The sequence below is a fragment of the Promicromonospora sp. Populi genome (assembly GCF_041081105.1).
GTDB lineage: Bacteria > Actinomycetota > Actinomycetes > Actinomycetales > Cellulomonadaceae > Promicromonospora.
In genome coordinates, this window is sequence record NZ_CP163528.1 from 1809989 (window position 1) to 1832524 (window position 22536).

Sequence of the window (22536 nt, forward strand, 5' to 3'; positions counted from 1 at the left end):
CGGCGCCCCCGACAGCCAGATCCCGACCTGACACCAACCTGACACCACTCAAGGAGACTCTCATGCCTACTTTCCCCGCCCCCACCCCCGTCCCGGTCGTCATCGACGTGCCGTTCGGCTTCCTGAACGTCGTCGCAGGAGAGCGCGACGACGTAGTCGTCACCGTCCTGCCCGCCGACCCGTCGAAGTCGGGCTCCGTGCGCGCCGCCGAGGAGACTCGCGTCGAACGTAACGGTGACGCCATCACCATCACCTACCCCGCGGCCTGGAAGCAGTGGGTGCTCCCCTTCGCCGCCGGCGGCGCGAAGATCACTGTTGAGCTGCCCGCGGGCTCCGACCTCAGCGGCAAGACCGGCACGCTCTACGCGGAGGGCAGGCTCGGCACCGTCGACCTCAACCTCAACAGCGGAGACGCCCGCATCGACGAGGCCGCCCGCGTGGACCTCAAGGTCTCGGCCGGGAACATAGCCCTCGGCAAGGTCACCGGCCCCATGAGCCTCAAGGCGAGCGCCGGTTCGGTACGCGTCACCGAGCTTGCGGGCGACGGCACGATCCGTGCCAGCAACGGGACGACCACCGTCGGGTCCGTCACGGGGTCGCTGGAGATCGTCGGGGCGCACTCCGAGATCGAGGTGGGCCGCGTGCGCGGCACCCTCACCGCGAAGTCCGCCCACGCCGGCATCCGCGTCGCCAACGTCGAGACCGGCAGCGTCACGCTCAACACGTCCTACGGCTCGATCGAGGTGGGTGTGCCCGAGGGCACGGCTGCCTGGCTCGACGTCACCTCGGAGCACGGCATCGTCCGCAACCAGCTCACCCCCACCGAGGGTCCCGTCGACGACGAGGCCACCGCCGAGATCCACGCCAGCACCGGCTACGGCGAGATCATCGTCCGCCGCCCCTGACGTCCCGCCGGCCTGACCCGACTACCGGACCGGCGCCACCGGCCGGAACCCCGCAACCCACTTCCGAGCTACCCCCTGCCCGGAATCCGAAACTTCGAGCACTTCACGAGACGAGAGGAAACGAAAGTGAGCATCCCCACCGAACGCGGCCACGAGCCCGCCATCCGGGTACAGAACCTGGAGAAGTCCTACAAGGAGCTGCAGGTCCTGCGGGGCGTCGACTTCGACGTGGCCCGAGGCAGCATCTTCGCGCTGCTGGGCTCGAACGGCGCCGGCAAGACCACCGTCGTCAAGATCCTGTCCACACTTCTCAAGGCCGACGGCGGGAAGGCGAGCGTGCACGGCTTCGACGTCGCCACGCAGGCTGCCGACGTCCGCGAGTCGATCAGCCTCACCGGGCAGTTCGCGGCCGTCGACGAGGTCCTGACCGGCCGCGAGAACCTGGTGCTCGTGGCCAGGCTGCGGCACCTCAAGAACCCCGGCAAGATCGCCGACGACCTGCTCGCGCGCTTCTCGCTGACCGACGCCGGCGGGCGCAAGGCCGCCACGTACTCGGGCGGCATGCGCCGCCGCCTGGACATCTCCATGAGCCTGATCGGCAACCCGCCGGTCATCTTCCTCGACGAGCCGACGACGGGTCTCGACCCCCAGGCCCGCATCGAGGTGTGGGACGCCGTCAAGGAGCTCGCGCAGGGCGGCACCACCGTGCTGCTCACGACGCAGTACCTGGACGAGGCCGAGCAGCTCGCCGACCGGATCGCGATCCTGCACAAGGGCCACATCATCGTCAACGGCACCCTGGCCGAGCTCAAGGCGCTGCTGCCGCCCGCCAAGGTCGAGTACGTCGAGAAGCAGCCGACGCTGGAGGACGTGTTCTTCGCAGTCACGGGCGAAGACGTCACCGAAGAGACAACCACCACCGACCCCGCCCGCGCGGACAACTGAGGAGAGAGAGAAAATGACCAAGCACTTCTTCGGTGACACCGCCGTACTGACGGGGCGGTCCCTGAGCCACATCCTGCGCAGCCCGGACACGATCATCACCACCGCGGTCACGCCGATCGCCATGATGCTGCTGTTCGTCTACGTGTTCGGCGGTGCGATCAACACCGGCACCGACAACTACGTGAACTACCTCCTGCCCGGCATCCTGCTCATCACCATCGCCTCGGGCATCGCCTATACCGCCTACCGGCTCTTCCTGGACATGCAGGGCGGCATCTTCGAGCGGTTCCAGTCCATGCCAATCGCTCGCTCGTCGGTGCTCTGGGCGCACGTGCTGACCTCGCTCGTCTCCAACCTGGTCTCGGTGGCGATCGTGGTGCTGGTGGCCCTGCTCATGGGCTTCCGCTCGGGCGCCGGGGTGCTGGACTGGCTCGCCGTCGCGGGCATCCTGGTCCTGTTCACCCTGGCCCTGACCTGGCTCGCGGTCATCGCCGGCCTGTCGGCCAAGACCGTGGACGGCGCGAGCGCGTTCTCCTACCCGCTCATCTTCCTGCCGTTCATCAGCTCGGCCTTCGTGCCCACCGAGACCATGCCCGGCCCGGTGCGCTGGTTCGCCGAGAACCAGCCGGTCACCTCGATCGTGAACACGATCCGTGACCTGCTGGCCCAGCAGCCGGTCGGCAACGACATCTGGGTGGCGCTGGCCTGGTGCGTCGGCATCCTCGCCATCGCGTACGGCTTCGCGACGACGGCGTACCGGCGCAAGATCTCCTGACGGAGCGCCGAGCCTCCGGCGGCAGCGGTCGCCGAGTTCGGTCCCTTGCACCAGCCCAGCAGCGACTTCGGTCGGTTGCTCTGAGATCGGTCGTTTGATTGACCGATCTCAGAGCAACCGACCGAAGTCATGAAGCCGGGCGTGCAAGGGACCGAACTCGGCGGATCAGGGATCAGCGCACCCGGACCGCAGCCGGCTGGACGGTGAACGTGACCCGGGTCGTCTCCCCCAGGTCCTCGCCGTCGATCTCGAACATGCGCGGCTCCGTCAGCTCCAGCTCCAGGCCCTTCAGGCGGCCGTGCGTCACGTTGTCGCTGCTCTCGGCCTTCGCACCGGGCGTGACGAGCCGTTTGATGCCGTTGTCCCAGACCATGTTGCGCAGCGTGTCGGCCCACCCCGCAGCGCCGTCCGCGCCCAGGACCAGCAGGTCCAGCTCGCCGTCGGAGGGATCGGCGTCAGGCAGGAGCGTCACGCCGGCCTGGAGGGTGCCGCAGTTGCCGACGATCAGCGTGTGCACACGTTCGTCGCGCTGCGGGCCGTCGTCGGCGGTGTACCGGATGTCGAGCGTGTCGCTGGCGGACAGCGCCCTGCCCAGCGACTCCACGTACGCGAGCCAGCCGACCTTGTCCTTGAGGTCGTCGTCGGTCTCGACGATCATGTGCGCGTCCAGCCCGAATCCCGCCAGGACCCCGAACGCGTGCCGTTCGGTCCCCGCGGCGAGGTCGATCTCGAGCCAGCCCAGGTCGATGGCCCGTGCCTCACCAGTGAGCGCCCGCTTGAACGCCGCGGGCAGGTTGAGCAGGGGAACACCGAGGTTCCGGGCCAGGAGGTTGCCGGTCCCGAGCGGGACTATCCCCAGCTCGACGTCAGTTCCGGCCGCCGCGAGATGTTCGGCGACCGCCCGGACCGTCCCGTCCCCGCCGGCCGCGACGACCACGTCGGCGCCCGCCTCGATCGCCTGCGCGGCCGCCCCCTGGCCGGGGTCGTCCTTGCTCGTCTCGAACCATCGGACCTCGGGTTCGGCCTGCGCGGAGGCGGCCGCCTTGTCCAGCGCGGACCCGAGCTTCTCCCTGCTCGTCTTGGCGGGGTTCCAGATGACGCCGATGTGGCGTGCGGTCATGCGGGGCCTGCTTCCGTCGCCAGGGGGATGTCGGGGACGTGGACGACTGTGAGGACGATCCGCGCGTCCTGCTGCTCACGCGCTGTGAGCAGGTCACGAACAACCCGGTGAACCGTATGCGACGTGACCGTAGCACCGGCAGTCGAGTGAACGGCCATCGCGATCTCCACCTGGATCCCCGAGCCGTCCTGCCGGACCAGGACCAGCGGCGCCGCGGTGTCCCGCAGGCCGAGGTGCCGCGCGGTCACGTCGACGACGTTGGACACGAGCGACCCCGGGCCGTACAGGTCCGCCACACCTGGGACCGCCCGGACGGCCGCTTCGATCTCGGCCGCGACCTGCGCGCCCTGTGCCGTGCTCATCGATGAGTCTCCTCGGATCATGAGAGGTGCCGCCGCACGTCGCGGACGGTGATGTCGATCGCCGTGACGTTCAGCTCCGTGTGCACCCGTAGCCGGGCGGCGATCTCCAGCCTCAGTTCGTCGGCCAGGCGTGGGAGGGGCTCTCCGTAGGGCACGCTCGCGTCGACCAGGACCCGGACGGGCGCCCCGAGCTCGGTGACGTCGCCCTCGAAGCGGCACCGGCCGACGAGCACACCGGGGACGGCGTTCTCGGCCGCACGGATCAGCCCCCGCACGGCGCCCTCGGTGATGCCCAGGTCGGCGTGGGGCTCGGGCGGGGTCAGCGGGATGCGGCGTCCGGCATGGGCCTCCAGCGCGATGCCGCCGAGCACCCTGGCCACCCAGCCGTCGTCGGCCTCCGGTTCAGCGGCCGTGTCGGCGGCGATCAGCGCGGGGGTCAGTCCCCGGAGCCGTTCGAGAGCATCGAGGGCGAGCTGGCAGGCCGGTGAGCCGTCGATCGACGGGTCGGCCGGGACACGGCCCGCTTCGAGGTAGTCGGTGAGCTCCTCGATGGTGTGCCCGTCGAGCCCTTCGGGCCCGAGGTCGAGCCGCCGAGGACCTGCTGCGTCGTCTTGGGGGGTCATCGCCATTCCTCCATCCGCACGATGATGTGCTTCCGTGCGCGAGCGAGCAGTCCCCTGACGGTCGTCACAGGAACGTCCATCTCCTCGGCGATCTCGTCGTAGGAGTAGCCGCCCGCCTCGCGCAGCACCCAGCACTCCCGCTCCGCGTGGGGAAGCGTCTGGAGCGCCGCGCCGAGCGCGTCGACCCCGGCGTGCGACTCCGCCACGCGCGATGGCAAGGTCTGGGCGGGAGCAGGCGGTTCGACGTCGTCCACGCTCACCTGGGGGCGGCGCGCACGGATGCGGTCCATCGCCTTGCGGCTGACGACCCGCATGAGCCAGCTCTTCACCTTCGCCGGGTCCTCCAGCTCGGGCAGGCGCTGCCAGGCGGTCACGAACGCCTCCTGCACCACGTCGTCCACGTCCGCGCTGGCGTTCAGGATCCGGCGTGTGTAGGCGCGCATCATCGGGGTGTACCGACGGACGAGCACCGCGAACGCGGTGACGTCCCCGTCGGCGGCGCGGCCGGCGACTATCCGGTCGTCCGCGCCGTCGAGCGGGGTCGGGATGGGGTCGGGGTTCAGTGTGCGTTCCTGCGCCCGCGACCGGTGACGGCTCCGTAGACCAGCAGCACGATGATGGATCCCGCGATCGCGAGCAGCCAGGTGGACAGGGAGAAGAAGGAGTCCATGTCCGCGTTGAAGAGGAGCCCGCCCAGCCAGCCGCCGAGGAAGGCGCCGACAACGCCGAGCAGGAGGGTGATGAACCATCCTCCTGCCTGCTTGCCGGGAAGGATGAGCTTTGCGATGGCGCCGGCGATCAGGCCGAGCAGCAGGAAGCTGAAGAAACCCATGATGGAAGTCCTTTGCAGTGAGATCTTGCGGCGGGGTGAGGTCGCGGACCGCGACCTCACCCCTGGAGCGGATTACTTCTTGAATGCGTCCTTGACGTCCTCGACCGTGTCCTTGACCTCGGCCTTGGCCTGGTCGGCCCTGCCCTCGGCGACAAGCTTGTCGTTGTCGGTAATGTCTCCGACGGCCTCCTTCGCCTTGCCGAGGGCCTTTTCCGCTGCGTTCTTGACCTTGTCCGCTGCACTCATCTGATTTCCTTTCTTCACGGCTCCCGGGATGGGGAACCGAATATGTGAGAACTTCGCTCTTGCTACCCAGCGTGGAGCCTTTGGGGCATTCGCGCCCCTCGGGCCGTCTCCACAGTCGTCCGGGTCAGCGCACCCGGACGGACGCGCGGAGCCCGTCCAGCCAGCTCCGGTCGGACAGGTGCACCATGACGGGCACCCGCACCCCGGCCAGCGCGTCCCATTCGTCCAGCGCCGCCTCCGCCGCGGACAGCACCCGGGAGAGGTCGGCGCCGCGCCGCACGGTCAGCACCAGGCTGATCGCGGGTGCCCCCTTCACGCGGTACACGCCGGTGCGGGCCGAGAGCACGTCGGGCCGTTGGCCCAGCGGTCCCGCGAGCACGGCGTCAGCGACGTCCGGGGCGACGCGGGTGCGCCCGCCGACGGAGTCGAGGTCGAGCACCGCAGCCGTCCTGCGCGCACCGCGCGTGCAGACGAACACCACCAGCAGGACAGCCAGCACGGCGGCCGCGGCAAGTCCGACGACGACGGCGCCGGGCGCACCGCCTACCTCTGGCAACCCGGCTGCCGCGGCGCTGAGCCGCGATCTGGCCGTGCCGACCAGCTCCGCCGGCAGCACGGAGCTCGTCCACCGCGCCGGCATGCCGGCGAGGATTGCCGCCGCGCCGGCCGCGGCCAGCAACAGCCCGCAGACCAGCAGCAGACCACGATTGAGCACTCTGCTGGTCGAGCTCACGAGACCACCCCCTGACGCGCGACGTACAGCTTGGGAACGGCGGAGAAGCCGACTGCCGAGAGCGCGGCGGCAACGGAGTCCGTCGCCGCGTCGTGGTCGACCGCGACGCCGCTGGTCGGCGTGACCCGGACGGTCGCGCTCCGCCGGCCGACCGTGGCGGAGACCTGCCGCGCGTCGATGCCGCAGCGCAGCGCTACGGCGTCGGCCACGGCATCCGCGAGGACGCCGTCGTCGACGAGCAACGCCAGCCGGTCGGTGCTCCGGGCGCGTCGCGGGAGCCGCCCAGGCAGCACGGCGAGGACGATCAGGACCAGGGCGACCACCGCCGCGAGAACACCCACGGCCGTCAGTGCACCGTCGTCCTCGGCGAACGAGGTGACCGACGCGAGGCGGTCCGCGACCAGGTCATGGGACCCCGGGTCGACGAGCCACCACACGCCCAGCGCCACCACGGCGACCAGCAGCACGGCGAGGACCGTCGCGACGACCACCGCGGCACCCGTGCGCGGGGAGTGGGTCTCCCGGCGCAGGACCCGCCGGTATACCGCCTGCTCCTTGGTCATCTCGCCCTCCGCTCCGTGACTCGCCGCAGGCCCGAGTAGCGCACGTCGACGGTGTCGACCGTGCGGCTCCCCAGGTCGCGCATGCCCGCGATCACGTCCCGGCGGAGCCGGTCGCCACGGTCTTTGATCGACCCGGTGGCGCCCCCGCCGACGGCGACCGGCACGGTCACCGACACCCGCAGGGCGCCGCCGGCATCGGCCAGCTGCACCGCGACCTCGCGCTGGTGCACGTGCGCCGAGTCCCGGACCAGGTAGACGGCAAGGCGCTCCAGCGCCCGTGCCGTGACCCGGGTGGTCCCGGGAACGGCCGGCGCCGCCACGGGACGATCGGTGGCGGTCATAGCGACGAACGCCTGCCGCGGAAGGCGTCGGCGAGTGCCCGGACGTCGAGCCGTCCTTCGGCCACGCGTCCGACGGCTGCACCGATCAGCATCGCTATCGCCACCAGGACGAACGCCCAGAACCCGAGCACTATCCAGGTCAGGGCCAGCACCGCGCCCGCGGCGGCACCGGCGGTCGTGGCGGTCACTGGACCCGGCCCGTCTGCGGTTCGCTCTCCTGGTCGTCGTCGGTAGGCAGGTGCACGTCGTTGACGGTCACGTTGACCTCGGCGACCTCCATGCCGACCAGGTCACGCATCGCGCGGTAGATCGCGGCGCGCACGCTGTCGGACACGGTCTGCAGCGCGACCGGGTACTCCGCCACGATCGTGACGTCGACGGCCACCTGCTTCTCCCCGACCTCGACGCTGATCCCCTGGGTCAGGTCGGTCGAGTTGAGCGCGTCGCGGATGGAGCCGACCACGCGTGCGGCGCCGCCACCGAGTGCGTACACACCGCTGACCTCGCGGGCCGCGATCCCCGCGATCTTGGCTACGACGGCGTCCTCGATGGTGGTCCGGCCTGCTCCCTCAGGTGTCCCCAAGACATCTGTCTGGGCCTTCGGCTGCGTCCCGCCCGTAACGTTCGCCATGATGAGCTCCTTCGTGCTTCGCTCGCGTCGCGCCCCCCTGGGGTGCGAGCCGCCACAGCTGGCGACACTGGTGAGACGCGTGCGGCTCCAAGTTCGTCACAAACTTGTCGAAGGAGATTCGGCGGCGTGGCTACTCGGTCGGGGCGACGTCCCGTACCTCGAACGGGTAGGGCAGCGGGTCGGTCGAGAGCTGGTGGGCCAGCGTGGCCGCCGACTCCTCGGTGAAGGCCCCGGTGATCTGCACCTCGCCCGTGGTGATCACCACGCCCTCCATGATCGACGGCGCTGACACCACCAGGTCGTCCAGCGTGACGGCGATCTGGTTGCGCGGCTCGGTCAGCGCTTGCAGTCGTTCGGTGGCCGCACGGAACCCTTCGGTGCCGCGCTCGTCGAACTGCAGGTTCACCGCGGCGCCGTCGTAGTTGGCCTGCAGACCGGAGCTGACCTCGGTGAGCTCGGTGCCCGCCACCTCGACCGGTCCCAGCACGTACTTGGCGTCCCCCTCCTGGCCGCACGTGACGAGCGGCTGGTCAGGGTCCCCGCTGCCCGCGAGCTCCAGCGTGATCGTGGCATCGTCGACGACGACGTCGGACACGTCGCGACCGTCCGCCTCCAGCCTCAGTTGGATCACCCCGGCGGCGTCGGCCATCGCTTCGGGCGTGACCGACTCGGCGTCGGCCGGCGCGGCCACCAGCTCGACCTGGGTGCGCGGGACACGGATGGAACGGCGATCTTCGAAGAGGCCACAGCCGGACACCACGAAGACAAGCACCAGCCCCGCTGCCATCAGCCTGGCCTGACGGTTCATCACAGCTCCCCTTTAAGCTCCGCCCGGGCCGCACCGCCGTCGGGCATGATGCGGCACAGGGTATCCAAAGCACCAGGCCAGGCACTGTCCGACACAGCGGAGTAGTTGACGACGAGCGCGTCGCGCTCGCGCCGGTCCGGGCCATCGGCCGGGACCTCGTGCCGGAACTCGTTGAGGCCGCCCACCAGGAGGCCGTGCCGGGCGGCCCGCCGGACTATCCGCGCCTCGGTCCCCGCCGGGAGCTCCACGACCGCCTGCAGGCCGGCGGCCATGCCCGTCACCCGGACGCCGGGCGCGCGCTCGGCCAGGGCCGCGACGAGCTGACCGCGGCGCCGTCGGTAGCGCTGCCGTATGGCGCGCACGTGCCGGTCGAAGTCGCCGGAGGTGATGAGCTCGGCGAGGGTCAGCTGGTCGAGGACGCTCACGCCGTCGACGGGGCCCTTGGCCGCCGCGACCTTCGGGACCCACTCCTCGGGCAGCACCATCCAGGCCAGCCGGAGCGCCGGGGCCAGGGACTTGCTCGCCGTGCCGAAGTAGGCGACCCGCGCGGGATCCCGCCCCTGGAGCGCCCCGATGGGCTGCCGGTCGTACCGGAACTCCCCGTCGTAGTCGTCCTCCACGACCAGGCCGCCGGTGCGGTGCGCCCAGTCGAGAGCCGCCGCGCGACGCTCGGGCGACAGCGCCACACCGGTCGGGAACTGGTGCGCCGGCGTCAGCAGCACGGCGCCCACGCCCGGCAAGCCCGATAGGTCGCCCGTCCGGGCGCCGTCGGCGTCGACCCGCAGCGCGGGAGTCTCCAGCCCGACGCCGATCAGCAGGTCACGATAGAGATCGAGGCCGTAGGACTCGACCGCCATGGCCCGCACACCCTGCGTCCTGAGGGCACGGGCCAGCAGGCCCAGCCCGTGGTGGAACCCGGAGCTGATGACTATCCGCTCCGGTGTGGCGTCGACCCCGCGCACCCGCGCGAGGTACTCCGCCAGCGCGGAGCGCAGCTCCATCCGCCCCAGCGGGTCGCCGTACCCGAAGGCGTCGTGCGGCGCCGCGGTCAGCGCGCGCCGTGCGGCGGTGACCCACATGGTCCGCGGAAACTCGGCGAACTGCGCGGCGCCCGGCACCAGCCCCTGGGCAGGCGGCCGGCGCGGGCCGGGACGCCGGGCCGGGCTCGGCACGGCCGTCCGGGGGTCGGGCCGATCGGCCACCCGGGTACCCGAGCCCTGCTGCGCGGTGAGCCAGCCCTCGGCGACAAGCTCGGCGTAGGACTCGGTCACGGTGCTCCGTGCGATCCCCAGGTCTCCCGCCAGGGTCCGCGACGCCGGCAGGCGGGCGCCGGGCACGAGCCGCCCCGTGCGTACCGCCACCCGGAGCGCGTCGGTGAGCGCGGCGCGCAGCCCGGGCCCGCGCAGCTCCAGGAGCAGGTCGATCCCGGCCGCCGAGAGGAACTCGACTCCAGAATTGGTCTGCGAAACGGCCATAGAAGTGGACGGTATACCCAGACCTTTTCATTCGTACAGTCGAGGCATGCTAGATACAACCCGCGGTACCGCGGCCGGGCCTGACCAAGGGCGGCGGTCGCTTCCCACGGGCCTGGCTCTGGCGGGCACGGCCCTCGCCTTCACCAGCATGTACCTCGCGGCCGGTGCCCTCACCCCGCTCCTGGTGGTCTACCAGGCCCAGTGGGACTTCGCCCCGGCCCTGCTCACGGTGGCATTCGCCGTCTACGCGGCCGGCTTCCTCGCCGCAGCGCTCGTCCTCGGTCCCCTGTCGGACCACCTCGGCCGGCGGCCGGTGCTGATCGGCGCCCTGGTCGTCCAGCTCGCCTCGGACATCATGTTCCTGGTCGCGCCCGACGTCGGCTGGGTCATCGCGGGCCGCGTCGTGCAGGGCATCGCGAGCGGCGCGGCGACCGCGGCCTTCACCGCCGCGCTCGTCGAGCACGCGCCGGCCCACCGCAAGGGCCTGGGCCCGGTCCTCGGCAGCGTCGGGCTCACCGGCGGCCTCGCCCTGGGCTCCCTGCTCGCGGGCCTCGCGATCCAGCTCACACCGGCGGCCAACACCATCGTCTTTGTCACGCTCAGCGCGCTCACCGTTGTGGGCGGCGTCGCCGTCGCCGTGTCCCCGGAGACCATCCGGAGGGGCGCGGGCGCGCTCCGGTCGATGATCCCGCAGGTCACGATCCCGGCCTCGGCGCGGGCCGAGTTTCTCGCCGCGGCGCCCGTGGTCGCCGCCGTCTGGATGCTCGCCGGGCTCTCCGGCGGGCTCGCCCCGAGCATGGTGCACACCGTGTTCCACCTCGACTCCGGGCTGCTCGACGGGCTCGCCGGGTTCATCGCGCCGGCCGTCTCGGTGGTCATCGGCCTGTCGTTCGCGCGGGTGCGCCCCAGGACCGCGATCGCCGTCGGCATCTACGCCACGATCCTGGGCTCCGTCGGGATCATCGGCGGCGCCGTCGTCGGCAGCCTCGGCGCCATGTTCGCCGGGCAGGCCGTCGCCGGTGTGGGTTTCGGTGCGGCGTTCACCGCGGCCCTGGGCCTGATCATCCCGCTCGTCGCCGCGCACCAGCGCGCTGGCGTGGTCGCGGGCATCTACGTCGTCTCGTATCTCGGCCTCGGACTGCCCGTCGTCCTCGCCGGACAGCTCACCGGCCCCCTCGGTGTTGTGCCGACGGTCGGCTGGTACAGCGCGGTGGTCGTTGTCCTCGCCCTGCTCAGCCTTGGCGCTCAGCAGCGCCTGCGGCGCCGCGCACGCCGGCCCGACGGCGAGGGCGCGACCAGCAACAGCGAGCTCGCCCACGCCTGAGCCCCCCTCCTCGAACCCAGATCCCAGATCCCACCCAGAAGTACGCACACGAAAGCAGGTAGGTACATGTCCAGCACCACCACCCAGGGCCGACGAGTGTTCCTCGCGGGAGCGTCCGGCGTGATCGGCCAACGGCTGATCCCCCGGCTCGTCGCGGCCGGGTACGTCGTCGGGGGAATGACCAGGTCCGCGAGCAAGATCGACCTCCTGCGACAGCTCGGCGCCGAGCCGATCCTCTGCGACGTCTTCGACCGCGAGGCCCTGATCCAGGCCGTCCGGGACTTCGCCCCGGACGTGATCCTCAATGAGCTCACCGACCTGCCCGACGACGTGGCGAGCATCGGCGCCCACGCGGAGCTGAACGCCCGCATCCGCACCGAGGGCAACCAGAACCTGATCGAGGCGGCCCGGCAGAGCGGGTCGCCGAAGATCCTGGCGCAGACCGTGGCCTGGCAGCTTGCGGACGGGCCGGACGCGCTGGCCGTGAAGGAGCTGGAGAGCTCGGTCCTCGCAGAGGGCGGCGTCGTGCTGAGCTACGGGCAGTTCTACGGCCCCGGCACGTACAACGAGGGAGCGGTCCCCGCGGAGCCGCGGGTCCAGATCGACCGGGCCGCCGAGCTGACGGTCGCTCTGCTGGACGCGCCGTCGGGCGTAGTGCTCGTCACCGACTAGCCCCGGGGCGCGAGGACCTGCCCGAACGCCTTGAGGGCGATGGCGGCGGACTCGAGCAGCTCCTCGCGCGTGGCGCCCGCTGCCGCGTCGATCCAGCACCAGCACCGAAGGAAGAGATCATCATGGGACAGCTGCAGAACAAGACAGCGCTGGTCACGGGTGGCACGTCAGGCATCGGCCTGGCCACCGCCAAGCGGTTCGCGGCCGAGGGCGCGCACGTCTTCATCACCGGCCGGAGGCAGGCCGAGCTGGATGCCGCGGTGGCCGCGATCGGCGAGAACGCCACCGGCGTCCGCGGCGACGTCTCCGACCTCGACGACCTGGACCGGGCGTTCGCCGCGGTCGCCGCGCACGGCCACGGGCTGGACGTGCTGTTCGTCAACGCCGGCGGCGGCAAGCTCGCCACTCTCGACCAGCTGACCCCGGAGGCCTTCGACGAGACGTTCGGCACCAACGTCCGCGGCACGGTCTTCACCGTGCAGAAGGCGCTCCCGCTGCTCAACGACGGCGCGTCAGTGGTGATCACCGGCTCGACCGCCGCGAGCAAGGGCACACCCGCCTTCGGCGTCTACGCCGCGACCAAGGCCGCGCTCCGGTCCTTCACCCGGACCTGGGCGGCGGAGCTCGCGGGCCGCAACATCCGCGTGAACGCCATCGCTCCCGGACCGACCGAGACGCCGGGGCTCAGCGGCCTCGCGCCCGACCCCGCCCAGCCCCAGGGCCTGTTCGACATGCTCGCCGGGAACACGGCGCTCGGGCGCCTCGGCAAGCCCGAGGAGATCGCGAACGCGGTCCTGTTCCTGACCTCGGACCAGGGCAGCTTCGTCACGGGCACGGAGATGTTCGTCGACGGCGGCGAGGCACAGGTCTGACGCCGCTCACTGGCCGGCCGTGCGCACCCCCTCCAGCCGGTCGGCCAGGCGCACCTGGCGGGTGACCCACGGACCGAGCAGCGCGAGGACCGCGGCGAAGGCCAGCGCGACCAGCCCGATGCCTCCGAAGTACGCGGTGTCCGAGACGCCGTCGGTGGCCTGGACAAGCTGGGCGGTGATGGCCTGCCCGGCCGCGGGCGCGAGGAACCACAGCGCCATGGCCTGCCCCTGGAAGGCGCGCGGCGCCAGCAGGGTGGTCGCGGCCAGGCCCACCGGCGAGAGGCAGAGCTCGCCGAGGGTCTGGATCACGTACACGGCCGCCAGCACCCAGCCGGGGGTCAGGCCGTCGCCCGCCGCGGCCGAGGCTCCGGCCAGGACCAGGAACGAGGTGGCGGCGAGCGCCAGGCCGATCGCGAACTTGTACGGCGTGGGCGGGCGGTCCCTGGTCCGGAGCCACAGCCAGGCGAACACGGGCGCCAGGATGATGATCGAGGCCGGGTTGATGGACTGGAAGAACTCCGGGCGCACGGTGAGCCCCAGCACCTCGCGGGAGGTGCGGTCGGCGGCGAAGGTGGCGAGCGTCGTCGCCGCCTGCTCGAAGATCATGAAGAAGAGCATGGCCGCGACGAACAGCGGGATGTAGGCGATGAGGCGGGGGCGTTCGGCGTCGGTCACGCGCGGCGAGCGGTACATGACGACGAAGAACGCGACCGGCGCGAGGAACGCGATGTAGCTGAGGGTGTCGATGAGGGCGTGGACGCCCCACTCCCCCGATACGAGCCGGGCAATCAGGTACACGACCCCGACCGCGGCGAGGATGATCGCGAACGTTCGCGCGACCGCCGTCCGCTCGCCGGGGCGGACCGGGTTGGGGACGTCGTCGCCCGCGCCGCCGAGGTTCCGGCGGCCCAGCACGAAGAACACGAGCGCGGCGGCCATGCCGACCGCCGCCACGGAGAACCCCGCGTGGTAACCCCAGACGGCGCGGACGGCGCCGACGATGATCGGCGAGAAGAACGAGCCGATGTTGATCCCCATGTAGAAGATCGAGAACGCGGACTCGCGCTTGGGGTCCTCCCGGTCGTACAGGGCGCCCACCATCGAGGACACGTTGGGCTTGAGCAGGCCGGTGCCGAGGGCGACGAGCACGATCCCCAGGTAGGAGAACCCGGCGGCGGGGACCGCGAGGCAGACGTGGCCGGCGGCGATGATCACGCCGCCGTAGAGCATGGAGCGCCGCGCGCCGATCACGCGGTCGGCGAGCCAGCCCCCGACCACCGACAGCAGGTAGACGGCAGTGCCGTAGATCGAGACCAGGGCCTCGCCGAGGGTCTGGTCGAGGCCGAGGCCGCCGTTCGCGATGGTGTCGGTCAGGTAGAAGACCAGGATCGCGCGCATGCCGTAGTAGCTGAATCGCTCCCACAGCTCGGTGGTGAACAGGGTCATCAGGCCGAGCGGGTGCCCGAAGAACCGTCTGTCGCCCGTTGCGACTGCCGGGGTCGGTTCCGGTACGGGTCCTGAGGGCGGCGTGCTCATCCCCCGATCGTCGGCGCGTTCCGGGCGGCGCGCATGTCGAGACACCGGGTGAATCATCAGAGCAACCCCTGGCCCACGGCACGCCCGCTAAGTAGGCTCCGTCCCGTTTTTTCACGAACACTCTGCTATCCGCGCCAACGCGGTGGCGCCGGGCCTGGTCCTGAGCGAGTCGGTCGAGGCAAACCTGACCGACGAGTTCAAGCAGCTGGCCCTGCTGGGTGTCCCCCTGGGCGGCTCGGGCAGCCGGCCGACCTGGCGCACGTGATCGGGTTCCTCGTGTCCGACGAGTCGAGCTGGGTCACCGGTCAGGTACTGAACGTCAACGGCGGCAGCGCGGCTTGCCGTGAGGCCCGACGAGGTCGAGTGGACGCCGTCGATCACCAACCGGCGACCGGCCCACCTCCCGGTGACGTTCGAGCCGGAACCGGCCTGATACGAACGGAGTCAGTCACCCGTCAGCGGCGGCGTCGCGGATCATCGCGACCGCATCTCCCATGCCGTACCGGTGGACGAGCAGCTCGAGAAGGTCGTCGACCGTTCGAGGCGGGTTCCCATAGCGGCGACTGATCTCGACCAAGGCTTGCCGGGCGATCTGGGGCGACACCGAGACGGCGTCGGCGGCAAATTTCGCGGCGGGCACGACATCCAGCCCGACCGGCAGGAGCTTGGCCGGCAGGTCCTTGACGTTGTCACTCACAATGACCCCGGCACCACCGACCACAGCGGCCGCGACCAGGTGCTCATCATCTGCGTCCGGCAGACCGTAGGAGCCCTCCAGGGGTTCCCAGCTGACGACGCGTGCGTCGTCGAACGCCCACTCCATCTGCTCGATCAACCGGCGCGCTGCGCGCTCGGCCTGCTCGGGCTCGGCACCTCGGCGAACCCGCTTGTCCGCCTCTGTTCGCACGAGCTCGTCCAGGATGGCTTGCGACCAGATGGGCCGGTAGATGTTCTGCACGGCCAGACTCAGGAGGAAGTCACGCTGCAGGCTCGGCCATAGGACCGACGTGTCGAGAAGTGCGGTGAACACTCACTCACCTCCGGCGTTCGGCGGCGACCTGCGTGCGCGCTTCGCGGAGTCGTTCGATCATCACGGCCGGGTCTTCCTCGTCGTCGATATCCGCCGCTGTGGCTGCGAGGAAGGCATACTGCCGGGCGCGGCGTCGTTCCCGGTAGGCGAGCACGTCGCCCAACGCGAGCCGACGGCGGTTGCCGTTGCGCTCAGCCGCCAGCTCACCGGACTCGATCAGTCGCACGACCGTCGGCCGGGACACGCCCAGCAGGTCAGCCGCTTGCTGGGTGGTCAGCTGTGGCTCGGTCGGGGAAACCGTGACCGCCTTGCCTGCTGCGAGGGCGTCGACGACCTGCACCAGTGCCTGATAGACCGTCTCAGGAAGCTCGATCTGCTCTCCCTCGCCGGACCCCACCAGCAGGTATCGCGGCTCGGCAACCGGGCCCCGCCGTTCGGCATGGGCGGTCAGGAAGCTGTGCACCTCGGCGAGTCCGGTCGCTGACTTGTCGGGAACGAACGTTTGCGCAGTCAGAGCAGACATGCGGGCCCCTTCCATCGGCTCTACGAACAAAGTGTACGCGCTTTCGATACGTTCGAATAGTCCGAACGCAGGCGGGCCGCTCCGTCACAGCATTCGCGCGACGACCCGGCGGCGGACGACCACGGTCACGTGCACGGCCAGTGCGGCGTAGAAGCACAGGTGCGCGGCGATGTGCAGCGGGACCAGGTCGTCACTGCCGACCACCAGCGCGATGCCGGTCGCCGGGACCACAAAGAGCAGCGCGAGCAGGATCCGTTCCGCCCAGTGCAGCACCTTCCGGTCGGTCTTGGTGAGCCGCGCGTCCCAGGGCGGCAGCGGCGTGGTGCTGCGCCACACCACCCGCAGCACGCCCACCGCGACGATCGCCAGCCCGAGGAGCACGTGCCACCCCGGCAGGGTCAGCCCTTCGGCGGGCAGATCTCCCGTCCACAGGTCCGACCAGGCCGAGCCGACGGCGTCGTCGGCGTCCTGCTGCGTAAGGTCCTGCGCCGACTCGCACCGGTCCTCCAGCTCGTCGAGGCGGTCCTCCTCGGCGTCGGACGTGTCACCGCCGCTGCGACTCTCCCCCGGCGGGTCGCAGTCGACGTCGGGGACGTCGCCGTCCGACTCCATCAGATAGCCGACCGAGAACTGCGCCAGCAGCAGCGCGACCGTCGACCAGTGCAGCACCTTCGTGACGATGCCGTACCCCTGCTCGCCGTTGCGCCACCTCATGCCCGCAACCTCACCGCAGGTGAGCGCGCCTGTCCAGGCCCGCCCGGCTCCCGGGTCGTGGCATCGTTACGCCACGATGACGATCTTCACGTTCCATCTCGCAGAGCTGAGTCCGACGACGACGGCGCGGGCACTGTGGAGCGCACCGACCGCTGACTCTGCACCCGGGCTGCGGCACGCCGAGTGCCTGGCGCTGATGCGGCTCGGCGCCCCGACCGTCTCGCCGGACCGGATGCAGCTGCGCCGGATGGCGATGTTCGCGCGGTGGGAGGACGAGGCGGCGGCGGAGGCGTTCCTGGCGGAGCACGCCCTGGGCCGGCAGCTAGCGACGGGCTGGCACGTGCGCCTGGAGTTCCTGCGGCGCTGGTCGCGGCTCGCGGCGCTGCCCGACCTCCCCGCGCGAGCGGGCGAGTGGGACCCCGAAGAACCGGTGGTGGCCGTGACCCTCGCCCGGATGCGGCTGGCGGAGGTGCCGAGGTTCCTCAGGTGGGGCAAGCCCGTGGAGCGGCTGGTGCGGGACCATCCCGGGACCACGCTGGCGCTGGCCGCGATGCGCCCGCCCCGGACGATCTCGACGTTCTCCGTCTGGCGGTCCGTGCGGCAGATGGAAGAGATGGTGCACGGCCACAGCACCGTCCCGGAGCCCGACCGGCACGCCGACGCAATGGCGGAGCGCCGGCGCCGGGACTTTCACCACGAGTTCGCCACGCTGCGGTTCCGGCCGCTGTCGGAGCACGGCGAGTGGCAGGGGCGCAGCGGGTTCGTCCCCGTCATCCAGTAGCTAGCTCGACGGTTCCTAGCTCGCTGCGCCCGTCGACCCCCGCCAGATGATCGTGTTCAACGGCTCCTCGGACGACGGCGTCGTCGAGTCCGACCGGAGCGTCGCGACCAGGCGCGCCATGGCGGCCCGCCCGAGCTTGCGATGGTCGACGTGCACGGTGGTGAGCGTCGGCTCCAGGTATGCCCCGAGCAGGTGGTTGTCCCAGCCCGTCACGCTCAGGTCCCCGGGGATGGACCAGCCGCGCTCGCGGGCCCCCTCGACCACTCCCGCGGCGACGGCGTCGCTCGCCGCGACGATGGCGGTGGGGCGCCCGGCCTCCGGGAGGGCGCGCACGGCCGCCAGCCCCGTCTCGGGCGACCAGTCCCGGCTCTCGTGGACCAGCGCCGGGCCGAGCCCGAGCCGTTCGACGGTCGCGACGAAGACGTCGCGGCGGCCCCGGGCGGAGGCGTAGTCCAGGGCGCCGGTCACGTGCAGGAACCGCCGGTGGCCCAGCTCGGCGAGCCGCTCGACCAGCTCCGCTACGGGTGAGCCGTCGGCGAGCTCACCCACCCCGCGGAACTTGTCGTCGTAGTCGGGCGACACGACGATCGCCGCCCGCTCGGGGAACCGGTCCCCGGAGCCGGGCGGCAGCGGCGCGAGGGCGAGCACCCCCTCGACCTGGCCGGAGTCCGCGAGGTGCAGCACCCGCTCGAAGCGGTCCGCCGGGGTGCCCTCGACGCTGAACGCCTCGATCGTGTAGCCGTGCTCGTGGGCCACCTCCATCACGCCGCTCAGGATCTGCGGCGGGCCGTAGGTCGCCACGGCCGGGAGCAGCACCGCCACCCGGCCGCTGCGCCGGGTGCGCATGGACCGCGCGGTCAGGTTCGGGCGGTAGTCGAGGTCGTGCACGGCCTGGCGCACGCGGGCCACCGTCTCGGGGCGCATCTTCGTGTCCTGCCGCAGGTAGCGGGAGACGGTCTGGTGGGAGACGCCGGCGACCTTCGCCACCTCCCAGATCGTCGCGCGCCGCGTCGGCGCCGGTGCCGATTCCCGGTCCGAAGTCGAGCTCTGGTTGGTCATGCCCCGTCCTCGCTGGTCAGTACCTGGGCCTTGCGAAGTGATCGATCACCTCCTAGCCTAGCCCCGCAATCGGTGATCGATCACTCTGCAACGGAGCAGCACGTGGAACAACGAGTCAGACCCCTCCCGTGGTGGCGCAGGCTCGTGCGCGACCGGGCGGTGCTCCTCCTTGCCCTGCCCGGGATGGCGGTCATCATCGTCTTCCAGTACCTGGCGCTGGGCGGCAACGTCATAGCGTTCCAGGACTACCAGCCCTATCTCGGCATCGGCCGCAGCCTGTGGGTCGGGCTGGAGAACTTCCAGATCCTGTTCTCGGGCGACCCGGCGTTCCTGAGCGCGCTGCGCAACACCCTGGTGATCACGCTGCTGCAGACGGTCTTCGTCTTCCCCGCACCGATCATCGTGGCGCTGCTGCTGCACAGCCTGGTCTCCAACCGCGTCCGCCAGGTCGTCCAGTCGATCCTCTACCTGCCGCACTTCCTGTCCTGGGTGATCGTCGTCGCCGTCTTCCAGCAGGTGCTCGGCGGGGCGGGGCTGATCAACAACTTCCTGCGGTCGAACGGGTGGGAGCCCATCGACATCATCGGCAACTCCGACGCCTTCTACACGTTGCTGACCTCGCAGGTCATCTGGAAGGACACCGGGTGGGCGACCATCCTGTTCCTCGCGGTGCTGGCCGGGATCGACCGGTCGCTGTACGAGGCATCGGCCGTCGACGGCGCGTCGCGCTGGCGGCAGACGTGGCACATCACGCTGCCAGGGATGCGGCCGATCATCATCATGCTGCTCATCCTCAAGCTCGGCGACTCGCTCAGCGTCGGGTTCGAGCAGCTGATCCTCCAGCAGCAGGCCGTGGGCCTCGGCGTGTCCGAGGTGCTGGACACCTACGTCTACAACCAGGGCGTCGTCGGCGGGTTCTGGGGCGTCGCGGCGGCCGTGGGGCTCGTCAAGGGCGTGATCGGGCTGATCCTGGTGCTCGTCGCGAACAAGACCGCCCACGCGTTCGGCGAGGAAGGGGTCTACCGAACATGAGCGACACCAAGCTGCGCCCGACGCCGGGCCGCAGGGCGCAAGACCGCCCGACGCAAGCCCGCAAGACCCGCCCCGTGATCGACGGCGTGGCGATGCCCGGCCCGTCCGAGCGGACCATCAAGGGCATCGTCCTGACCATCGCCTGCGCGCTGGTGATCCTGCCGTTCGTCGGCATCATCTCCACCAGCCTGGCCACTCCCGAGCAGGTGACGGACGCCGGGGGCTTTGTGCTCCTGCCGACCGGGATCGACCTGAGCGCCTACCGGATGATCTTCGCCGGGGGCGTCGTCACGCAGGCGCTGTGGATCAGCGTCGTGGTCACCGCCGTCGGCACGGTGCTCAGCCTGGCCCTGACGACAACCCTCGGCTGGGCGCTGAGCCGGCGAGGTGCCTTCGGCGTCCGCGCGATGCTGCTCCTGGTGCTGATCAGCCTGCTCTTCAGCCCCGGGATCATCCCCAGCTACCTCGTCGTGCAGCGACTCGGGCTGCTGGACACCCTGTGGGCGCTGATCATCCCGACGTCGGTCTCGGCCTTCAACGTGGTGGTCGTGCGGGCATTCTTCGTGCAGCTCCCGAGCGAGATCATCGACGCCGCCCGGATCGACGGCGCCACCGAGTGGCAGCTCTTCCGGCGGATCGCGCTGCCGCTGTCCAAGCCCGTGCTCGCCGTCGTCGGGCTGTTCTACGGCGTCGGCTACTGGAACGCCTTCTTCAACGCCCTGCTCTACATGTCGGACGCGAGCAAGTGGCCGCTGCAGCTCGTGCTGCGCACGTATGTCGTGGACGGCACCCAGCTCGGCACGCAGGACCTCGGCATCGCCGCCGGGTCCCTGCCCCCGCAGACCTCGTTGCAGATGGCGATCCTCGTGGTCTCCGTCGTACCGGTGCTGCTGGTCTACCCGTTCCTGCAGCGGCACTTCGCCCAGGGGATGCTCACCGGCGCCGTCAAGGGCTGACCCCGCACACCAACCATCGCACCGCTCGACGAGGAGTAGTCATGACCGGTTCCCTTTTCCCGGACCCCCACATCACCCGGCGCAACCTGCTCGTGGGCGGGCTGGGGCTGGGCGCGTTCGCCGTGCTCGGCCTGGCCGGCTGCAGCAACGAGGGCCGCGGCGGCGGTGCCCTGGCCAGCAACGCCGGCGTGGCGCTGCCGACCTACATACCGTACGACGGCGTGCCCATCGACATCGTGGGCGCCGACGGCGTGCCGAACACGATGCTGAAGTACCCGGCGAACCCGCAGCAGGTGACCGACGGCCCGCCCGGGGACGGGCAGGACGTCGGTGTGCTCGCCCTGACGAACACGCCCGCCCCGCCCGGCGTCGACCGGAACGAGTACTGGCAGGCGCTGAACGAGCGCCTCGGATTCTCCCTGGCCGTGTCGCAGGTGCTGGCGGGCGACTTCACCGACCGGTTCCAGACTGCGGTCGCCGGCGACCAGCTCCCGGACCTGTTCACGTACTTCCCCGTCGAGGTGCCCGGCCTGCCCGGGCTGCTCGCGGAGCGCGCCACCGACCTCACCGAGCTGCTGTCCGGCGACGCCGTCTCCAGGTACCCGTTCCTGGCGAACATCCCGACCCAGAGCTGGCAGTCCAGCGTCTACGGCGGAAAGATCTACGGCGTGCCCATCCCCCGGGGGCCGATGAGCAGCACCGTGATGTACACGCGGCAGGACGTGCTCGACGCCGAGGGCCTCTCCGCCGAGGTCGGCTCCCTGGACGACTTCGTGTCCCTCTGCACCGAGCTGACCGGCGCGAACCGCTGGGCGCTCGGCAAGGCGCCCATCACGTACCTGCGCGAGATGTTCGCTCTCCCGAACGTCTGGGCGGAGGAGGGCGGCAGCCTCACCAGCGTGAACGAGCACGAGCGTCAGGCGGAGGCGCTGGAGGCGTGCCGCCGGCTCGTGGCCGACGGCGTGGTCCACCCGGACGCGTTCGCCGTCGAAGGACCGCAGCGCAAGACGTGGATGGTGAACAGGACGGTCACCCTGCTCGACGACACGTTCAGCGCCTGGACCGACTTCTTCAACTACCCGATCGACGACGAGTTCCGCCTCGCCGTGATCCCGCCCCCGCTCGCCGAGGGCGGCGGACCGGGCAACTTCTGGCTCGCCGGCGCCACGCACAACCTCACCTCCATCAGCGCCAGGTCCGCCGACCGGGCCGAGGCCCTGCTCGACGTGCTCAACTACCTCGCGGCCCCCTTCGGCAGCGCCGAGCACCTCTTCAAGAACTACGGCCTCGAAGGGGTGCACCACACGCTGGAGGGCACCGACCCCGTGCTCACGGAGAAGGGCCGCACCGAGGCGCAGCTCTCGCTGAAGTACATGGCCGAGGGCCCGTGGGTGAACTACCAGGCGGGCCTGCCGGAGGTCGCCCAGGACCAGTACGACGCGCAGACCGGCGTCGTCCCGACCGCCCTCCGCAACCCGGTCGAGGGCCTGTTCAGCGAGACCGGCAGCCGGCGAGGAGCCCAGATCAACACCGCGCTGCTGGCCGTCGAGAACGACATCATCAGCGGCCGCGAGCCCGTGAGCGCCTGGACCACGGCGGTCGACGCCTGGAAGCGCGGCGGCGGCGACACCATCCGCGACGAGTACCAGGAGGCCCTGACCGCCCGCGAGAGCTGACC

General features: G+C 70.9%; 30 protein-coding genes. 12 read left to right on the top strand and 18 right to left on the bottom strand.

Annotated elements, in window-relative coordinates; translation table 11 throughout:
* Window positions 1–62: 62 nt before the first annotated feature.
* The 3 genes from AB1046_RS08120 to AB1046_RS08130 all read left to right on the top strand — a co-directional run bounded on the left by AB1046_RS08120 (window position 63) and on the right by AB1046_RS08130 (window position 2625).
* Window positions 63–905 carry a DUF4097 domain-containing protein gene (locus tag AB1046_RS08120; protein WP_369374141.1) on the top strand — a complete coding sequence of 281 codons (843 nt, stop codon included), beginning with the start codon at window positions 63–65 and terminating at the stop codon, window positions 903–905.
* 132 nt (window positions 906–1037) lie between these two features.
* Window positions 1038–1850 (top strand): ABC transporter ATP-binding protein, encoded by an 813-nt coding sequence (locus AB1046_RS08125; protein ID WP_369375627.1) that lies wholly within the window; start codon window positions 1038–1040, stop codon window positions 1848–1850.
* 13 nt (window positions 1851–1863) lie between these two features.
* Window positions 1864–2625, top strand: a complete 762-nt coding sequence (locus AB1046_RS08130) for an ABC transporter permease (RefSeq protein ID WP_369374143.1) — start codon at window positions 1864–1866, stop codon at window positions 2623–2625.
* 172 nt (window positions 2626–2797) lie between these two features.
* Here the strand turns inward: AB1046_RS08130 and AB1046_RS08135 are convergent, their stop codons facing one another.
* The 13 genes from AB1046_RS08135 to AB1046_RS08195 form a co-directional block, all read right to left on the bottom strand.
* Window positions 2798–3745: a diacylglycerol kinase family protein gene (locus AB1046_RS08135; RefSeq protein ID WP_369374145.1), complete on the bottom strand. Its 948-nt coding sequence runs from the start codon at window positions 3743–3745 to the stop codon at window positions 2798–2800.
* Complete coding sequence (locus AB1046_RS08140) at window positions 3742–4107, bottom strand: hypothetical protein (RefSeq protein ID WP_369374147.1); 366 nt, start codon at window positions 4105–4107, stop codon at window positions 3742–3744. Before AB1046_RS08140 ends, AB1046_RS08135 begins: the two co-directional genes overlap by 4 nt.
* Before the next feature lie 17 nt (window positions 4108–4124).
* On the bottom strand, window positions 4125–4730 hold the full coding sequence (locus AB1046_RS08145) for a hypothetical protein (RefSeq protein WP_369374149.1): 606 nt from the start codon (window positions 4728–4730) through the stop codon (window positions 4125–4127).
* A complete protein-coding gene (locus AB1046_RS08150) occupies window positions 4727–5293 on the bottom strand; it encodes an RNA polymerase sigma factor (RefSeq protein ID WP_369375629.1) in 567 nt (188 codons plus the stop codon). The genes AB1046_RS08145 and AB1046_RS08150 overlap by 4 nt, the downstream gene beginning before the upstream one ends.
* Window positions 5290–5562, bottom strand: a complete 273-nt coding sequence (locus tag AB1046_RS08155) for a GlsB/YeaQ/YmgE family stress response membrane protein (protein ID WP_369374151.1) — start codon at window positions 5560–5562, stop codon at window positions 5290–5292. Before AB1046_RS08155 ends, AB1046_RS08150 begins: the two co-directional genes overlap by 4 nt.
* Window positions 5563–5634: 72 nt before the next feature.
* Window positions 5635–5808, bottom strand: coding sequence for a CsbD family protein (locus tag AB1046_RS08160; protein WP_369374153.1), 174 nt, complete (start codon window positions 5806–5808; stop codon window positions 5635–5637).
* A gap of 124 nt (window positions 5809–5932) precedes the next feature.
* The gene (locus AB1046_RS08165; RefSeq protein WP_369374154.1) at window positions 5933–6541 is read right to left on the bottom strand and encodes a hypothetical protein; all 609 of its coding nucleotides are present in this window, start codon (window positions 6539–6541) and stop codon (window positions 5933–5935) included.
* Window positions 6538–7104: a hypothetical protein gene (locus AB1046_RS08170; RefSeq protein WP_369374156.1), complete on the bottom strand. Its 567-nt coding sequence runs from the start codon at window positions 7102–7104 to the stop codon at window positions 6538–6540. The genes AB1046_RS08165 and AB1046_RS08170 overlap by 4 nt, the downstream gene beginning before the upstream one ends.
* On the bottom strand, window positions 7101–7445 hold the full coding sequence (locus AB1046_RS08175; RefSeq protein ID WP_369374158.1) for a hypothetical protein: 345 nt from the start codon (window positions 7443–7445) through the stop codon (window positions 7101–7103). Before AB1046_RS08175 ends, AB1046_RS08170 begins: the two co-directional genes overlap by 4 nt.
* On the bottom strand, window positions 7442–7633 hold the full coding sequence (locus AB1046_RS08180; RefSeq protein ID WP_369374160.1) for a DUF2273 domain-containing protein: 192 nt from the start codon (window positions 7631–7633) through the stop codon (window positions 7442–7444). Before AB1046_RS08180 ends, AB1046_RS08175 begins: the two co-directional genes overlap by 4 nt.
* Window positions 7630–8076 (bottom strand): Asp23/Gls24 family envelope stress response protein, encoded by a 447-nt coding sequence (locus tag AB1046_RS08185; RefSeq protein WP_369374162.1) that lies wholly within the window; start codon window positions 8074–8076, stop codon window positions 7630–7632. The genes AB1046_RS08180 and AB1046_RS08185 overlap by 4 nt, the downstream gene beginning before the upstream one ends.
* 130 nt (window positions 8077–8206) lie before the next feature.
* Window positions 8207–8884, bottom strand: coding sequence for a hypothetical protein (locus AB1046_RS08190; RefSeq protein ID WP_369374164.1), 678 nt, complete (start codon window positions 8882–8884; stop codon window positions 8207–8209).
* On the bottom strand, window positions 8884–10359 hold the full coding sequence (locus AB1046_RS08195) for a PLP-dependent aminotransferase family protein (RefSeq protein ID WP_369374165.1): 1476 nt from the start codon (window positions 10357–10359) through the stop codon (window positions 8884–8886). Before AB1046_RS08195 ends, AB1046_RS08190 begins: the two co-directional genes overlap by 1 nt.
* A 46-nt stretch (window positions 10360–10405) precedes the next feature.
* Between AB1046_RS08195 and AB1046_RS08200 the strand changes: the two genes are divergently transcribed.
* The 3 genes from AB1046_RS08200 (at window position 10406) to AB1046_RS08210 (ending at window position 13227) form a co-directional block, all read left to right on the top strand.
* Window positions 10406–11683, top strand: coding sequence for an MFS transporter (locus AB1046_RS08200; RefSeq protein WP_369374167.1), 1278 nt, complete (start codon window positions 10406–10408; stop codon window positions 11681–11683).
* A gap of 66 nt (window positions 11684–11749) precedes the next feature.
* Complete coding sequence (locus AB1046_RS08205) at window positions 11750–12355, top strand: NAD-dependent epimerase/dehydratase family protein (RefSeq protein ID WP_369374169.1); 606 nt, start codon at window positions 11750–11752, stop codon at window positions 12353–12355.
* Window positions 12356–12477: 122 nt separating this feature from the next.
* Entirely contained in the window at window positions 12478–13227 is a 750-nt protein-coding gene (locus AB1046_RS08210; RefSeq protein ID WP_369374171.1) for an SDR family NAD(P)-dependent oxidoreductase, read from the top strand.
* 6 nt (window positions 13228–13233) lie between these two features.
* Here the strand turns inward: AB1046_RS08210 and AB1046_RS08215 are convergent, their stop codons facing one another.
* Complete coding sequence (locus AB1046_RS08215) at window positions 13234–14763, bottom strand: peptide MFS transporter (protein ID WP_369374173.1); 1530 nt, start codon at window positions 14761–14763, stop codon at window positions 13234–13236.
* 142 nt (window positions 14764–14905) lie between these two features.
* Here AB1046_RS08215 and AB1046_RS08220 point away from each other — a divergent pair, with 142 nt between their 5' ends.
* Together AB1046_RS08220 and AB1046_RS08225 are read left to right on the top strand one after the other, a co-directional pair.
* Window positions 14906–15028, top strand: coding sequence for a hypothetical protein (locus tag AB1046_RS08220; RefSeq protein ID WP_369375851.1), 123 nt, complete (start codon window positions 14906–14908; stop codon window positions 15026–15028).
* Window positions 15016–15330 carry a hypothetical protein gene (locus AB1046_RS08225; RefSeq protein WP_369375631.1) on the top strand — a complete coding sequence of 105 codons (315 nt, stop codon included), beginning with the start codon at window positions 15016–15018 and terminating at the stop codon, window positions 15328–15330. Before AB1046_RS08220 ends, AB1046_RS08225 begins: the two co-directional genes overlap by 13 nt.
* On the opposite strand, the gene AB1046_RS08230 is transcribed toward AB1046_RS08225, so the two are convergent.
* From AB1046_RS08230 to AB1046_RS08240, 3 genes are all read right to left on the bottom strand, one after another.
* Window positions 15212–15793 (bottom strand): PIN domain-containing protein, encoded by a 582-nt coding sequence (locus tag AB1046_RS08230; RefSeq protein ID WP_369374175.1) that lies wholly within the window; start codon window positions 15791–15793, stop codon window positions 15212–15214. The two genes, AB1046_RS08225 and AB1046_RS08230, sit on opposite strands and share 119 nt — an antisense overlap.
* Before the next feature lie 4 nt (window positions 15794–15797).
* The gene (locus AB1046_RS08235; protein WP_369374177.1) at window positions 15798–16331 is read right to left on the bottom strand and encodes a helix-turn-helix domain-containing protein; all 534 of its coding nucleotides are present in this window, start codon (window positions 16329–16331) and stop codon (window positions 15798–15800) included.
* A gap of 69 nt (window positions 16332–16400) precedes the next feature.
* Window positions 16401–17030: a cytochrome b gene (locus AB1046_RS08240; RefSeq protein WP_369374179.1), complete on the bottom strand. Its 630-nt coding sequence runs from the start codon at window positions 17028–17030 to the stop codon at window positions 16401–16403.
* A 19-nt stretch (window positions 17031–17049) separates the two neighbouring features.
* Here AB1046_RS08240 and AB1046_RS08245 point away from each other — a divergent pair, with 19 nt between their 5' ends.
* Window positions 17050–17811 (top strand): hypothetical protein, encoded by a 762-nt coding sequence (locus tag AB1046_RS08245; RefSeq protein WP_369374181.1) that lies wholly within the window; start codon window positions 17050–17052, stop codon window positions 17809–17811.
* Window positions 17812–17826: 15 nt separating this feature from the next.
* Here the strand turns inward: AB1046_RS08245 and AB1046_RS08250 are convergent, their stop codons facing one another.
* A complete protein-coding gene (locus tag AB1046_RS08250) occupies window positions 17827–18870 on the bottom strand; it encodes a LacI family DNA-binding transcriptional regulator (protein ID WP_369374183.1) in 1044 nt (347 codons plus the stop codon).
* A gap of 102 nt (window positions 18871–18972) precedes the next feature.
* Here AB1046_RS08250 and AB1046_RS08255 point away from each other — a divergent pair, with 102 nt between their 5' ends.
* The 3 genes from AB1046_RS08255 to AB1046_RS08265 are packed head-to-tail and all read left to right on the top strand — an operon-like array spanning window position 18973 to window position 22534.
* Complete coding sequence (locus AB1046_RS08255) at window positions 18973–19902, top strand: ABC transporter permease (RefSeq protein WP_369374184.1); 930 nt, start codon at window positions 18973–18975, stop codon at window positions 19900–19902.
* Window positions 19899–20858 (top strand): carbohydrate ABC transporter permease, encoded by a 960-nt coding sequence (locus AB1046_RS08260; RefSeq protein ID WP_369374186.1) that lies wholly within the window; start codon window positions 19899–19901, stop codon window positions 20856–20858. The genes AB1046_RS08255 and AB1046_RS08260 overlap by 4 nt, the downstream gene beginning before the upstream one ends.
* A gap of 41 nt (window positions 20859–20899) precedes the next feature.
* Complete coding sequence (locus tag AB1046_RS08265) at window positions 20900–22534, top strand: extracellular solute-binding protein (protein WP_369374188.1); 1635 nt, start codon at window positions 20900–20902, stop codon at window positions 22532–22534.
* The last annotated feature ends 2 nt before the right edge of the window (window positions 22535–22536 follow it).

Bases quoted from the DNA above. Each gene is read 5' to 3' on its own strand.
- AB1046_RS08120 (WP_369374141.1), top strand. From the start codon at position 63: ATGCCTACTTTCCCCGCCCCCACCCCCGTCCCGGTCGTCATCGACGTG.
- AB1046_RS08130 (WP_369374143.1), top strand. From the start codon at position 1,864: ATGACCAAGCACTTCTTCGGTGACACCGCCGTACTGACGGGGCGGTCC.
- AB1046_RS08135 (WP_369374145.1), bottom strand. From the start codon at position 3,745: ATGACCGCACGCCACATCGGCGTCATCTGGAACCCCGCCAAGACGAGC.
- AB1046_RS08140 (WP_369374147.1), bottom strand. From the start codon at position 4,107: ATGAGCACGGCACAGGGCGCGCAGGTCGCGGCCGAGATCGAAGCGGCC.
- AB1046_RS08145 (WP_369374149.1), bottom strand. From the start codon at position 4,730: ATGACCCCCCAAGACGACGCAGCAGGTCCTCGGCGGCTCGACCTCGGG.
- AB1046_RS08155 (WP_369374151.1), bottom strand. From the start codon at position 5,562: ATGGGTTTCTTCAGCTTCCTGCTGCTCGGCCTGATCGCCGGCGCCATC.
- AB1046_RS08160 (WP_369374153.1), bottom strand. From the start codon at position 5,808: ATGAGTGCAGCGGACAAGGTCAAGAACGCAGCGGAAAAGGCCCTCGGC.
- AB1046_RS08170 (WP_369374156.1), bottom strand. From the start codon at position 7,104: ATGACCAAGGAGCAGGCGGTATACCGGCGGGTCCTGCGCCGGGAGACC.
- AB1046_RS08175 (WP_369374158.1), bottom strand. From the start codon at position 7,445: ATGACCGCCACCGATCGTCCCGTGGCGGCGCCGGCCGTTCCCGGGACC.
- AB1046_RS08185 (WP_369374162.1), bottom strand. From the start codon at position 8,076: ATGGCGAACGTTACGGGCGGGACGCAGCCGAAGGCCCAGACAGATGTC.
- AB1046_RS08190 (WP_369374164.1), bottom strand. From the start codon at position 8,884: ATGAACCGTCAGGCCAGGCTGATGGCAGCGGGGCTGGTGCTTGTCTTC.
- AB1046_RS08195 (WP_369374165.1), bottom strand. From the start codon at position 10,359: ATGGCCGTTTCGCAGACCAATTCTGGAGTCGAGTTCCTCTCGGCGGCC.
- AB1046_RS08200 (WP_369374167.1), top strand. From the start codon at position 10,406: ATGCTAGATACAACCCGCGGTACCGCGGCCGGGCCTGACCAAGGGCGG.
- AB1046_RS08205 (WP_369374169.1), top strand. From the start codon at position 11,750: ATGTCCAGCACCACCACCCAGGGCCGACGAGTGTTCCTCGCGGGAGCG.
- AB1046_RS08210 (WP_369374171.1), top strand. From the start codon at position 12,478: ATGGGACAGCTGCAGAACAAGACAGCGCTGGTCACGGGTGGCACGTCA.
- AB1046_RS08215 (WP_369374173.1), bottom strand. From the start codon at position 14,763: ATGAGCACGCCGCCCTCAGGACCCGTACCGGAACCGACCCCGGCAGTC.
- AB1046_RS08235 (WP_369374177.1), bottom strand. From the start codon at position 16,331: ATGGAAGGGGCCCGCATGTCTGCTCTGACTGCGCAAACGTTCGTTCCC.
- AB1046_RS08240 (WP_369374179.1), bottom strand. From the start codon at position 17,030: ATGAGGTGGCGCAACGGCGAGCAGGGGTACGGCATCGTCACGAAGGTG.
- AB1046_RS08250 (WP_369374183.1), bottom strand. From the start codon at position 18,870: ATGACCAACCAGAGCTCGACTTCGGACCGGGAATCGGCACCGGCGCCG.
- AB1046_RS08260 (WP_369374186.1), top strand. From the start codon at position 19,899: ATGAGCGACACCAAGCTGCGCCCGACGCCGGGCCGCAGGGCGCAAGAC.
- AB1046_RS08265 (WP_369374188.1), top strand. From the start codon at position 20,900: ATGACCGGTTCCCTTTTCCCGGACCCCCACATCACCCGGCGCAACCTG.